Genomic DNA, 12757 nt, shown 5'->3' on the forward strand with positions numbered 1-12757 from the left:
TGGTGGGATGGACATAGAAGATCACCGCGTGGGGAGCGCCGAGCCGAGCCTCGTCCGCCCATACTCGTTGACCGCAGGCCGAACGAGGCCCGCGGTCGAGTTGGCGTTGGAGGCCCTCGTCGCATCGCATCCGGTCGCCCTGGAGCGGCAGTTCGAACTGACCAACATCGAGACGTCAATCGTGGAGTTGTGCAGAGAATCGCCGTCCGTTGCCGAGGTAGCAGCCCGACTGGGTATCCCCATCGGGGTGGCACGTGTGCTCGTTGCCGACCTGATCGAGGCCGGCCACGTCCGCGTTTCGGCAACTTTGAAAGACGATTCCAGCGACGATGAACGTCGCGAGCTGATCGAAAGGGTTCTCAGTGGACTCCGGCGTATTTGATTCGACGGCGCAGGTCGACACCCGTACCAGCAAGCCAACGTCGGCGAAGATCGTGGTCGCGGGTGGCTTCGGTGTCGGTAAGACCACGATGGTCGGTGCTGTCTCGGAGATCGTTCCGCTGCGCACCGAGGCATTGGTGACCAATGCCAGTACCGGTATCGATAATTTGACAGGCATCCCGATGAAGTCGACCACCACCGTGGCGATGGACTTCGGCCGGATCAGCCTCGCCGACGATCTGGTGCTGTACCTCTTCGGTACGCCGGGCCAGTATCGATTCTGGTTCATGTGGGACGACCTGATCCGCGGTGCCATCGGCGCCGTGGTGCTCGTCGACACCCGCAGACTCGAGGACAGCTTCGCGGCTGTCGACTACTTCGAAGCGCGGGGCCTGCCGTTCCTGGTGGCGCTCAACGAATTCGACGACGCGCCGCGGTACCCGATCGAGGACATCCGCCAGGCACTCGCCGTGCCTGCGGACGTACCGATCCTGTCCATCGACGCACGGCGTCGTGAGCCGGCCAAGCAGGCCTTGGTCGCGCTCACCGAGTACGCCCTGCGGAAGGTGATGCAGGGTTACTAGCCGTTCGCGCGGTGCTACATTCGCCATGAACCGAGTGGCTAAGCTCACTCGGTGAGAATTTCGGCGCGCGAGCTGCTCGGGCAACTGCTCGATATCGACTCGTTTGTCAGCTGGGACCGGCCACCGATCACGGTGGCCGCCACCATGCGGTATCGCGAGGTTCTACAGAAAGCGGCAGTCGCGGCGGGCACCGATGAATCGGTGCTCACCGGCGAAGGGCTGCTCCGTGGGCATCGGGTGGCCGTGATCGCCTGTGAGTTCGGCTTTCTGGCTGGCTCGATCGGTGTTGCCGCGGCGGAGCGGATCGTCTCGGCGGTCGAGCGCGCCACCGAACTCGGGCTGCCCCTGGTCGCTTCGCCGACCTCCGGCGGCACTCGCATGCAGGAGGGCACCCTTGCCTTCGTGCAGATGGTGAAGATCGCCGGTGCCGTCGCCGCGCACAAGGCCGCCGGCCATCCCTATCTGGTGTATCTGCGCAACCCGACCATGGGCGGGGTCTTCGCGTCGTGGGGTTCCTTGGGGCACATGACTTTTGCCGAACCCGGCGCGTTGATCGGGTTTCTGGGACCACGGGTCTACCGAGCGCTCTATGGTCACCCGTTTCCAGAGGGCGTGCAGATCGCCGAAAACCTTTACCGCCGTGGCGTTATCGATGGAGTGGTCACTGTCCCGCTCTTTCGCCGCATCGCCCACCGTGCGCTCAGTGTGTTCAGTGGAGTGCCGGATTCGGTTGTCGCGGAGCAGGATCGACGGTCCTTCGGGCGCACGTCGGCTCCGGTGCGCGTGGCGGCTTCGGACGGGATCTCGGCGTGGGAGTCCGTCCTGATCTCGCGACGGCCGGACCGGCCAGGCATCCGTGATCTGCTACGCCATGTGACGCAACGGGTTCCGCTCAGCGGCACGGGACAGGGGGAGTCCGATCGGACCGTGGTGCACGCGCTGGCCCGCTTCCGTGGGCAGCCGTGTGTGGTGTTCGGCCACGACCGATCCGGGCAGCAGGACGACGCGATGGGGCCCGCCGCACTCCGGGAAGCACGACGCAGCATGGCGCTTGCTGAAGAGTTGCGAATACCGCTCGTCCTGGTCATCGACACGGTGGGTGCGTCCCTGTCGAAGGAGGCCGAGGAGCGCGGATTGGCCCCCGAAATCGCGCGCTGCATCGCGGATTTGGTGACTTTGGACACGCCGACGGTCTCGGTGCTGCTCGGCCAGGGCACCGGCGGCGGCGCGCTGGCCCTGCTGCCCGCGGACCGCGTCCTCGCCGCCACCAACGCCTGGCTGGCCCCGCTGCCGCCGGAGGGTGCAAGCGCGATCGTCTACCGGGACATCGCGCACGCGCCGGAGCTGGCTCGCGCGCAACGCATTCGCGCGGCCGACTTGCAGGCAGACGGCGTGGTCGACCGCATCGTGCCCGAATTCCCCGACGCGGCCGACGAGCCGGTCGAGTTCGCCCGCCGCATGGTCGCCGCCATCGGCGCCGAACTCGCTCAGCTACGCGCGCACCCCGACGCGGACCTCCGCGCCCTCCGCAAGGCCCGCTACCGCCGCCTCGGCTTGCCAAGCAGCACTGACTGATCGGCCTTGGACAGACCCCGAATCGAAGAGCGATGCCGCGACGGCAACCCGGATGTGACAACCGGGCGACCGAGCCGAAACGGCACCTGACGTCACGGTGGACAGTGAGTCGGACACGTCACTGTGCGTCGGCACGAAGTCCCAGGTCGGACGGCAAACCTGGAGCCAACACGCCAAGGGGCAGCGTTGACGGCTCGCCGCCACACTTCTACCGTCGGCATGTGACCTTCAGAAGCGAGACCTCCGCCATCCCCTCGATCGTGCTGAACGACGGGAACGTGATCCCGCAACTCGGTTTCGGCGTCTTCTTGGTGCCCGACGACGAGGTTTTCCCGGTCGTCACCGCCGCGCTCGAGGCGGGCTACCGCAGCATCGACACCGCCGCGATCTACGGCAACGAAGCGGGCACCGGCCGCGCGATCCGGGAATCCGGGCTGCCCCGCGACGAGGTCTACGTCACGTCCAAAGTGTGGAATTCCGAACAGGGCTTCGATTCCACCCTCCGCGCCTTCGACGCAAGCATGGCGCGCCTCGGCCTGGACTACCTCGATCTGTACCTGGTGCACTGGCCGGTGCCCGCCGCCGACCGCTACGTCGACACGTTCCGGGCACTGCAGGCGCTGAAGACGCAGGGCAGGGTCCGTTCCATCGGCGTATCGAACTTCACCGCCGAGCACCTATCCCGCGTGATCGCCGAGACCGGCGAGATTCCCGCGGTGAACCAGATCGAACTGCATCCGCGGCTGGCTCAGCGCGAGCTGCGCGAGTTCCACGCGGGTCACGCCATCGCCACCGAGGCGTGGGGGCCGCTCGGCCAGGGGACGCTGCTCGACGATCGCACCATCGCCTCGATCGCCGCCGCCGTCGATCGCACGCCAGCGCAGGTGATCATCCGCTGGCACCTGCAGCTCGGCAACATCGTGATCCCCAAGTCGGTCACTCCGTCCCGGATCGCCGAGAACCTGGACGTCTTCGGCTTCGAGCTCAGCCGCGACCAGGTGGCCGCGATCAACGCGCTCGACACCGGCACCCGCGTCGGCGACGACCCGAACACCTTCAGCCAGGGCCTGGACGTCTAACCGAGACCCAGGTAGCTGGTCAGCTCAACGGCCGCCGCCCGCCCCGCGCGGTTGGCGCCGATGGTGCTCGCCGACGGCCCGTAGCCGATCAGATGGATGCGCGGATCCGCGGCCACCTGGGTGGCCAGCCGCCCGGTCATCGTGATGCCGCCACCGGGTCCGCGCAGCCGCAGCGGCGCCAAATGGTCGAGCGCACTGCGGAATCCGGTGGCCCACAGGATCACGTCCGCATGCTGGAAGGCGCCGTCGGTCCAGCGCACCCCGTCCGGTTCGATGTGATCGAACATCGGCAGCCGGTGCAGTGCGCCGCGTTCCTTGGCCGCCCGCAGCCGGTCGTCGAGCCGCAGCCCGGTCACCGAAACCACCGATCCCGGCGGCAAACCGCGGCGCACCCGGTCTTCGACCTTGGCCACCGCCGCGCGGCCGTCCTCGGGGCCGAAGGACGCCTCGCGGAAGATCGGTTCGGTCCGCGTCACCCAGGTGGTCGACGTGACCTGAGAGATCTCGTCGAGCAGCTGCACCGCGGAGATGCCGCCGCCGACCACCACCACATGCTTGCCCGCGAATTCGGCGGCTGTGCGGTAGTCGCGGGTGTGCAGCTGCCGCCCGGCGAACGTCTCCGCGCCGCGATAGCGCGGGATGAAGGGGTGTTCCCAGGTACCGGTGCCGTTGATCAGGCCGCGCACCCGAATCGTGCCTGCCGAATCGGTTTCCGCGTTGAGGACAGGGCCGTGCTCGGCGGGGCTGCCGTCTTCGGTGCGGTCGCAGACGACGGTGACCGAGACCTGTCTTCGCACCCGCAGCTCGAACCGCTTCTCGTAGAGCTCGTAGTAGTGCGGCACCGCAGTAGCAGCAGGCGCCGATTCGGAGCCGGGTGGCAACGTTTCCGCGAATGACATGCCGGGCAGGTCATGGACCCGGTTGACCGTGGTCAGCGTGAGCGAGGGCCAGCGGAATTGCCAGGCGCCACCAGGTCCAGGCGCGTGGTCGACGATGAGAAAGTCCTGCTCGGGGCGCAACCCGAGGCGCTGGAGGTGATAACCGGCCGACAGTCCCGCCTGACCAGCGCCGATCACCAAGATATCGAAGTCTGTCGGCACAGCCGAAGATCGTATCTGCTTCAACGAAGTGAGCCGTCTGCTGTGGCACAGTGAATGTAACCAGACGGATCGCTCAGTTGGGGAGGTCGCATGCTCGGAGTTAGCCGAGACGGTGACGTAGTGACCATCGAACTTCAGCGCGCGGAGCGCCGCAACGCGCTCAACCTCGAACTCATCACGCTGTTGCGCGAGGCCGTGCTTGCCGCCATCGCCGACGAGGCGCGGGTGATCGTGCTGACCGGGCATGGCCCGATCTTCAGCGCGGGCGCGGATCTGACCGGCGTCTATTCCGAGGAATTCCTCAACAGCTTGATGGAGATGCTGCATCTCATCGAGTCCGCCCCGGTGCCGGTGATCTCGGCGATCAACGGCGGCGCGCTCGGCGCGGGTGTGCAGCTGGCGATCGCCTCGGACCTGCGGGTGATCGCGCCGGACGCGTATATCGCGATCCCGGCGGCCAAGCTGGGCATCTCGGTGGACCGCTGGACGGTACGCAGGCTGGCCTCGCTGATCGGCGGCGGGCCCGCCAGGACCATCCTGCTCGGCGCCGAGCCTGTCTCGGCCGTCGACGCCTACAATTTCGGCTTCGCGAACAAGCTCGGCACGCTGGCCGACGCGCAGGCGTGGGCCAAGCAGATCGCCGAGCTCGCGCCGCTGTCGCTGCGCTACATGAAGTTGGTGTTCAACGACGACGGCACCCGCGAGCCGGACAACGCCCAGCAACGCGCCGCCTTCGAGGCGACGTGGTCAAGCGCCGACGCCCAGGAGGGGCTGCTGGCCAGGCAAGAGAAGCGTGCCGCGAAATTTGTGGGGCGATGATGGGCATTCGACGCATGGCAGGCACCGCGGCGGGCGCGCTCGGGCTCAGCTGGGTGGTGCGCGCGGCGTGGGGCATTCCCTCGGCGATGGGCGCCTCGATCTCGGCCATCCAGCCGTACGCGACCGGCGCGGCCACCTATCGCAACCGCCAGTTCCACAACACCGAGCCGAGTAGTCAGCTCGCCGCGGGATCCGCTCCGTCCCTGCTGGTTTCGGCGCTCACCAAGCGCAATGCCGGTCGGCCGAGCGGGGTGATCCCGCTGCAGACCCCGCAATTGCCTTCGGCTGCCGCCGATCTCGCCGTCACCTGGTACGGGCATGCCACCGCGCTCATCGAGGTCGACGGCTACCGGGTACTCACCGATCCGGTATGGAGCGAACGGGTTTCGCCATCCGCGCTGGTCGGCCCGACCCGCATGCATCCGGTGCCGACTCCGCTGGCCGAGCTGCCCACGGTGGACGCGGTGATCATCTCGCACGATCACTACGACCATCTGGACAAGGAGACCGTCCGGGAGTTGGTGCTGCGCCAGACCGCGCCGTTCCTGGTGCCGATCGGCATCGGCGCGCACCTGCGGCACTGGGGTGTTCCTGAGCATCGGATCATCGAATTGGATTGGGGCGGTTCGATATCGCTCTCGGCGCTCGGCCGGGCGCGGGCGGGCGCCGATCTGGTGCTCACCTGTAGCGAGGCGCGGCACTTCTCCGGACGCGGGCTGATCCGCAACACCACGCTGTGGGCATCGTGGTCGATCGCAGGACCGACCAAGCGGGTCTACTTCGGCGGCGACACCGGATACACCAAGGCGTTCGCGGAAGCCGGTGCGGCGCTTGGCCCGTTCGATCTGACGTTGCTACCGATCGGCGCCTACGACGAGCGCTGGCGCGACGTGCACATGAATCCGGAGGAAGCGGTCCGTGCGCACGCCGATCTGTGTGTCGGTGACGCCGGGCACGGGCTGCTGGTGCCGATTCACTGGGCGACGTTCAATCTGGCCTTCCACGGCTGGTCCGAGCCGGTGCGGCGGATGGTGTCGGCGGCCGAAACCGCTGGTACGAAGATCGCGGTGCCCATGCCGGGCCAGCGGGTCGACCCCATAGGCACACCACCACGGGATTCGTGGTGGGAAGATGTTGGGTGAACACTCGTTCTAGTGGGCTACAGGAAGGAACGAATGCTATGAGCTTCGCGGATACCTTGAAGGGCCTCGTCGGCAAGGGCAAAGACGCTGCGGCCAAGAACGCCGACAAGATCAACGACGCCATCGACAAGGGTGGCGACTTCATCGACCAGAAGACGCAGGGCAAGTACTCGGACAAGATCGCCAAGGGTAAGGAAGCCGCCAAGAAGGTGGTTCCGCCGGATCAGCCCGGTACGCCCGAGCAGCCGGGCCCGCAGGGCTGACGAGCGGCGGGGCCCGGTTTCTGTCGGTCCCCGCCTCTAAAATTGCTGATATGGCAGCCCGCCGGAGCTTCGGGGGTATCGAGGTTGAACTGAGCAACCTCGACAAAGTGCTGTATCCGGCCACCGGCACCACCAAAGGCGAAGTCATCGCCTACTATTCGGCGATCGCGCCCGCGATGCTCCCGCATATCGTGCAGCGCCCGGTCACCAGGAAGCGGTGGCCCAACGGGGTCGACGAGCCGTCCTTCTTCGAAAAGAATCTCGCCGCGCACGCGCCGTCGTGGCTCGCGCGGCACACCATTCAGCACTCCGACCGCAAGGTCACCTATCCGGTGATCGACAACGAGGCCGGGCTGGCCTGGCTCGGACAGCAGGCATCGCTGGAAGTCCATGTGCCGCAATGGCGTTTCGACGGCGATGAGGTGGGTCCGGCGACCAGGCTGGTGTTCGACCTCGACCCGGGGCCCGGCGCGGACCTGGCCGACTGTGCGCAGGTGGCGCTCGCGGTGCGCGACATGGTCGAGGGGATCGGACTGCGCGCGTTTCCGGTCACCAGCGGTAGCAAGGGAATTCATCTCTACGTCCCGCTGGATCGGGAGCTGAGCTCCGGCGGTGCGTCCACCGTTGCCAAGCAGGTGGCGACGAATCTGGAGAAGCTGCACCCGGATCTGGTGACCGCGACCATGGCGAAGGTGGTGCGCAAGGGCAAGATCTTCCTCGACTGGAGCCAGAACAATCCGGCCAAGACGACGATCGCGCCGTACTCGATGCGCGGGCGCGAGCAGCCCAATGCCGCGGCGCCGCGCACCTGGAAGGAAATCGAGAACCGGAAGAAGTTGCGGCACTTACGGTTCGACGAGGTGCTTGCCCGATGGCGGGCCGACGGTGATCTGCTCGCCGAGCTCGACCCGCCGCTGGCCTCGGGCAGCAAGGCCTCGGCGGAATCCGGCGCCGACGCGCTCGCGAAGTATCGATCGATGCGCGACCCGGCGCGGACACCGGAGCCGGTGCCCGCCGACCGGCCGGTGCCGACCGACGGCAACCGCTACGTCGTGCAGGAACACCATGCGCGGCGGCTGCATTGGGATGTGCGGCTGGAACGTGGCGGGGTGCTGGTGTCGTGGGCGGTGCCGAAGGGCCCGCCGACCTCATCGGACCAGAACCGGCTCGCCGTGCACACCGAGGATCATCCGCTGGAATACCTGGACTTTCACGGCGCCATCCCGAGGGGGGAGTACGGCGCAGGCGAGATGACGATCTGGGATTCCGGCACCTACGAGACGGAGAAGTGGCGCGACGACGAGGTCATCGTCGAATTCCACGGGCAGCGGCTCAACGGTCGCTACGCGTTGATCCAGACCAACGGCAACCAGTGGCTGATGCATCGGATGCGCGAGCAGCGTGCCGAGCCGAACGGCGCGGTCGGTGCCGAGCCGAGCGGATCGTCCGGCCGGATCATTCGGGTGCCGAGCGGGCCGTCGACCTTTCCGCGTGGTCTCGCGCCGATGCTCGCCACGCCTGGCGATGTCGCCGACCTGACGCCCGACGAGTGGTGCTTCGAAACGAAATGGGACGGCTTCCGGCTCATCGCCGAGGTCGATGCGGGCACGCTGACCTTGCGCAGCCGGGTCGGCAATGTGGTCACCGGTCGATACTCGGGGATCGCCGGGCTCGCCGCGGAATTGGCCGACCACAGTGTCGTCCTCGACGGCGAAGCCGTGGTGTTCGACGACCACGGTGTCGCCAATCTCGGCCTGCTGCAGGCGGATGCGGCACGGGCGGTCTTCGTCGCCTTCGACGTCCTGTACCTGGACGGCACATCGCTTGTCCGCAAACGCTATTCGGATCGGCGGCGGGTGCTGGAGGCACTGGCAGGCACCGCGCCGTCCCTGATGGTGCCGCCACGATTGGACGGCTCCGGTGCCGACGCCGTGCGCTACAGCCAGGAACACGGCATGGAAGGCGTCGTCGCCAAACGCAAGGATTCGGTGTATCTGCCTGGCAAGCGCGGACATTCGTGGGTCAAGCACCGCAACTGGCGCACCCAGGAGGTCGTCATCGGCGGCTGGCGGCGCAGCGACGCGCGGAACTTCAAGTCCCTCCTCGTCGGCATCCCCTACGAGGACCGGCTCATCTACGTCGGCCGAGTCGGCACCGGCTTCAACGATCAGGACATGAAGGAACTGGCCAAGCGCCTCAACAAACTCGACCGCAAAACCACCCCGTTCGACAACGACCTGACCGCCGAGGAACGCAAGGAAGCGGTCTGGGTGACCCCCAAAATCCATGGCACGGTTCGCTTCATGAACTGGACCGAAACCGGCCGCCTCTGGCACCCCGCCTGGCTCGGCACCACCGACTGACGCGGTACAGGTAGCCTCCGCCAGGACGAATTGGCAAGAGACGTCGAACGATAAGGCGTCAGGTGCGTTCACAGAGGTTCGGTACTGTTCACAGAGGTCGTAACCTGTGTGAACAGTGGGCAGGGTTTGCGGAACTCCGTCAGTGGCGGCGGTTCTCGTTAGAAGGGGCCGTCGCTGAAGGCTCCGCTGCCGACCAGGATGTCGTTTGCGAGGTTTACTACGTTGAGTGTGCTCTGGCCGTGCTCTACCTCCGTGTTCTGGAATGTGGAGTGCCCGGCGGCGACGCCTTGCGACCGCGCCACCAGTCCGCCTGCGTTGTAACCGGATCCGAGGAACTGGTTCAACGGTTGACCTGCACGCACTTCCGGCGTGGCGTGCGATGCCGCGTCGTCCCTGAGCATCCGCAAATTGTAGGCAGCAGCTTTGACCGCCAGATCGTCGTTCCCGACCAGGTCGGACCATTCCTGGCCGTTGAACTTGTCCGGATATTTGGCCTTAACCGCGTTGAATGGGTCCTCCTTCTGATTGGTCAAGCCGATCGAGTTCCCTACACCCGACCCGTCCAAATGGACACCCCGCTTGTCCACAAAGGGCTGTGACGACAAATAGCGTGCCGTGTCATACATCACTCCCGCCGCGGGGCCTCTCGGGTCGGGGCGATAGGTCGACGGATCTTTCAGTGCGTTGAACATGCCCGTGTCCAGGCCGGTCCGCAGGGGTGCGCCCTCCTGGAGCACCATGGCGAGCACCAGGCGCGGATCAACTCCGGCCTCCCTGCCGTATTTCACGGCAAGCAGAGCCCAGTGCTTCATCTGCGGGCCATATTTGTCCAGTGCGGCGAGATCCATGGTTGTCAGGGTTGACGCAGGCCCCTCCCAGGTGGCCATCTTGTCCAAATCTCCTTGGAGCGCGGTGTTGTCGCTCGGATTCCCGGATTCGAGGAGCAGCGGCAACTTGGCAAGCGCCTTCATTTTGGGGATGCCTTCCAGACCGAGGATCCCGAGGAATTTGGTGCTCGCGAGCACGCCGGCCAATGGGCTGCTTGCGAAGACTCCGTCGAAAACCTGTATCGCCCTGTACAGATCGAGCACCGTCACCAAGTCGGCCGAGAAGTTCACCGCGCCGGTCTCGACCGTGGCGCTGACCTGGCTCGCCAAGGGAAAGGCTTGGCGCCCTGCGTCGGCGAGCGCGGTTCTGAGAGTGACGAGGCCGTCGTGATACCGCTGGACCGCATCGCCGAGTGTGCCTGCGACCCGGAAGATATCGCTGATGCCCTCGCGCAGCGCAGCCAATCCTTCGACGATGTCGGGAACCTCGGGAGCTGTTATGGCATCGAATTTTTCGCCGGCCTGCCGCAGCGTGACCAATCCCGCTTGGGCGATCTCGGAATTCGAGAAAGCGGTCCATGTTTTAGCGGCGGTGGCCAGTAGATCGGTCCGTCCGTTCGGTACCGACGTCGGGATTCCCCCTCGGCTCGGTGCGAGCAGAATACCGGGCCCATTGTCGCGATTCGGATCCGGCAGGGCGGGAAAGTCGCTTGCGCTGATCGGTGGCGCCGCGGAAGGCACCGGCTTGGCCGGCGGCTGTGCCGCGCGCTGACCGGGGCTGGTGTTGTTGTATTCGGCCATCTCCCAGTTGTATCCGGCGATTTTCAGCACATCGGCGAAACGGTCGAGGGCAGCCGCACACGCAATTGTCGCGTCGCGAACTTCACCACTCAAGTTCTTGTATTCCGTCGACCATGGCCCGACGGCTGGAAATGCGCCAGCCATTCCCCCTGTCGAACTGAGGCCGGGAACCAGAGTGCCGGTAACAGCTTGCCTTACTTGATCCCGCAGCGTGGCCAGGTCTTTGGCAACCGCGTAGTACACCTTGGCATCGACAATCAGTGTTGTGTTCTGCGGCGCCATCGGCTACCTGCCACGTAGCATGCGGCGATTGGTCTGCAGCGCGGAGGTGTACCGGTGGTGGGCAGCCTGGGCGGCCGCACTCATCTCGGCCACACCTCCGGCGAATTCCCGTGCGCCGGAAGCCCATTTGCCATGGGCCTCGGTGTAGGCCTGCGAACCGATGCTCTCCCAGATGCCGGGCAGCGCAGCCACCCCTTCGTCGAGTTGGTCCAGTTCCCCGGTGACGAACCCGGCCAGTGCTTTGAGGCGACTGACAATATTGTCGAGCTCATCGAGGTCGACCTTGAACTCTGCACTCATAACCGCAGCTCCGTGAACTCGCCCGCGCTGTCGCCGTCGCCGTCGCGGTAGTTGTCCGCACCGATGCCGAGTTTCGCGGCCATGCCGGTCAACGCTTGCACGATCCGCAGTCCGCCCTCGCGAGTATCGCGCCAGCCTTCCGCGAATTCGCTCGCCGCAGCACCGGACCACCCTTGTGCCAGCAACTCATCGACATCCTTGCCTGTCGAATTCAGTGCCGAACTCAGGGTATTCGCGATGCCGTACACTTTGCGACCAAATGCACTGACCTCATCCGGAACAACGAAAAGACTGCGCTCCGGCCCCGGCCCCCCGGTGCCATTCATGGATAGATCGTAACGTGCGGACTCGAGTCCGCTAAGCCCATGAAAACTTGGGCCCGGAATTCCAAGATCGAAGATGTCGAATTCTCGCTGCTACCCGGTGCGTCGAAATCCGCACCCCCGCTGTGGATTTGCACTGGCGCCGGGCGCATGGAAGGGGCGCGGATCCGCGGAAGAGGTGCAGATCTCGGGGAGGTTCAGGTGTGACGGTGGTCGCTGGGTTGGTGGGGGGTCAGGGATGACGGGGCTGGGTAGGGTGATGCGCGGCGGTATCCCTCTCCCGGTAGGAGCGTGCGGTGGACTTCAAGAACCTGGCCAGCAAGGCGATCGACCTGGCGCAGCAGAACGCGGACAAGGTGGATACCGTGATCGACAAGGCAGGCGACATCGTCGATCAGCAGACCGGCGGGAAGTTCGCCGGGCAGGTCGATTCCGTGCAGGAGGCCGCGAAGAAGGCGCTGCGCGAACAGAAGTGACGCGGAGTACGGCGGCCCGGAGAACGTCCAGTCCGTTACCGGGCCGCGCGCTCAGCTATTCCTCGTCGATGCGCGCTCGACACCGCAGCGGGATCCGGCCGCGATTCGATTGTGCCCATGGCGCTTTCGGCCGGTCGTGCCGGACATCCGCGGCGAAGGTACTGACCTTGTTTCACCCATTGCTGGGGCTCTGATCTGCCAGTACCGTGAGTGACCCGAGGCCAGCAGGCGCCGGTGCAGGCCAGTCGCCGGCGCGCCAGCGGCGCGCCTCGCCGGACAGCGGAGGCCACCATGCGCACGATCCACCCCATGCGCGCGAATCGCGAAGCGTCCGACGGCGGCAGGCCGGTGCTATCGGTGGTGCGCGGCCGAATAGCTCGTTCCGGCAACAAATCCGAGGCATCCGCGAAACGGCACACGTGTGCCGACGAGTTCGGCCGGG

Annotated in this window: 13 protein-coding genes; 9 read left to right on the top strand and 4 right to left on the bottom strand. The window is 66.1% G+C overall.

The genetic code is table 11. The features are described from left to right. The first annotated feature begins 7 nt into the window (after nucleotides 1-7). The 4 genes from NA11_RS13490 to NA11_RS13505 all read left to right on the top strand — a co-directional run bounded on the left by NA11_RS13490 (nucleotide 8) and on the right by NA11_RS13505 (nucleotide 3619). A complete protein-coding gene (locus tag NA11_RS13490) occupies nucleotides 8-382 on the top strand; it encodes a DUF742 domain-containing protein (protein ID WP_014981573.1) in 375 nt (124 codons plus the stop codon). Further along, nucleotides 363-965 (top strand): GTP-binding protein, encoded by a 603-nt coding sequence (locus NA11_RS13495; protein ID WP_014981574.1) that lies wholly within the window; start codon nucleotides 363-365, stop codon nucleotides 963-965. The genes NA11_RS13490 and NA11_RS13495 overlap by 20 nt, the downstream gene beginning before the upstream one ends. 51 nt (nucleotides 966-1016) lie before the next feature. Next, entirely contained in the window at nucleotides 1017-2540 is a 1524-nt protein-coding gene (locus NA11_RS13500; RefSeq protein ID WP_069162193.1) for an acetyl-coenzyme A carboxylase carboxyl transferase subunits beta/alpha, read from the top strand. A gap of 221 nt (nucleotides 2541-2761) precedes the next feature. After that, nucleotides 2762-3619 carry an aldo/keto reductase gene (locus NA11_RS13505; RefSeq protein WP_069162194.1) on the top strand — a complete coding sequence of 286 codons (858 nt, stop codon included), beginning with the start codon at nucleotides 2762-2764 and terminating at the stop codon, nucleotides 3617-3619. On the opposite strand, the gene NA11_RS13510 is transcribed toward NA11_RS13505, so the two are convergent. Next, entirely contained in the window at nucleotides 3616-4719 is a 1104-nt protein-coding gene (locus tag NA11_RS13510) for an NAD(P)-binding domain-containing protein (RefSeq protein ID WP_069162195.1), read from the bottom strand. The genes NA11_RS13505 and NA11_RS13510 overlap by 4 nt on opposite strands. A 90-nt stretch (nucleotides 4720-4809) precedes the next feature. Between NA11_RS13510 and NA11_RS13515 the strand changes: the two genes are divergently transcribed. The 4 genes from NA11_RS13515 to NA11_RS13530 are packed head-to-tail and all read left to right on the top strand — an operon-like array spanning nucleotide 4810 to nucleotide 9306. After that, entirely contained in the window at nucleotides 4810-5538 is a 729-nt protein-coding gene (locus NA11_RS13515; RefSeq protein ID WP_069162196.1) for an enoyl-CoA hydratase, read from the top strand. After that, on the top strand, nucleotides 5538-6680 hold the full coding sequence (locus tag NA11_RS13520) for an MBL fold metallo-hydrolase (RefSeq protein WP_069162197.1): 1143 nt from the start codon (nucleotides 5538-5540) through the stop codon (nucleotides 6678-6680). The genes NA11_RS13515 and NA11_RS13520 overlap by 1 nt, the downstream gene beginning before the upstream one ends. A 38-nt stretch (nucleotides 6681-6718) precedes the next feature. Then, nucleotides 6719-6943 (top strand): antitoxin, encoded by a 225-nt coding sequence (locus NA11_RS13525; RefSeq protein WP_069162198.1) that lies wholly within the window; start codon nucleotides 6719-6721, stop codon nucleotides 6941-6943. A gap of 50 nt (nucleotides 6944-6993) precedes the next feature. Next, on the top strand, nucleotides 6994-9306 hold the full coding sequence (locus NA11_RS13530; RefSeq protein WP_069162199.1) for an ATP-dependent DNA ligase: 2313 nt from the start codon (nucleotides 6994-6996) through the stop codon (nucleotides 9304-9306). 158 nt (nucleotides 9307-9464) lie between these two features. On the opposite strand, the gene NA11_RS13535 is transcribed toward NA11_RS13530, so the two are convergent. Genes NA11_RS13535 through NA11_RS13545 form a run of 3 tightly spaced genes read right to left on the bottom strand, consistent with a single transcriptional unit; the run spans nucleotide 9465 to nucleotide 11842 of the window. Beyond that, entirely contained in the window at nucleotides 9465-11216 is a 1752-nt protein-coding gene (locus NA11_RS13535; protein WP_141717567.1) for a hypothetical protein, read from the bottom strand. 3 nt (nucleotides 11217-11219) lie between these two features. Continuing rightward, nucleotides 11220-11516, bottom strand: coding sequence for a WXG100 family type VII secretion target (locus tag NA11_RS13540; RefSeq protein ID WP_069162201.1), 297 nt, complete (start codon nucleotides 11514-11516; stop codon nucleotides 11220-11222). Then, nucleotides 11513-11842 (bottom strand): WXG100 family type VII secretion target, encoded by a 330-nt coding sequence (locus tag NA11_RS13545; RefSeq protein WP_069162202.1) that lies wholly within the window; start codon nucleotides 11840-11842, stop codon nucleotides 11513-11515. The genes NA11_RS13540 and NA11_RS13545 overlap by 4 nt, the downstream gene beginning before the upstream one ends. 293 nt (nucleotides 11843-12135) lie before the next feature. On the opposite strand from NA11_RS13545, the gene NA11_RS13550 reads away from it, so the two are divergent. After that, nucleotides 12136-12315 carry an antitoxin gene (locus NA11_RS13550; RefSeq protein WP_069162203.1) on the top strand — a complete coding sequence of 60 codons (180 nt, stop codon included), beginning with the start codon at nucleotides 12136-12138 and terminating at the stop codon, nucleotides 12313-12315. Nucleotides 12316-12757: the final 442 nt, after the last annotated feature.

Source organism: Nocardia altamirensis NBRC 108246 (assembly GCF_001612685.1).
Taxonomy (GTDB): Bacteria; Actinomycetota; Actinomycetes; order Mycobacteriales; family Mycobacteriaceae; genus Nocardia; species Nocardia altamirensis.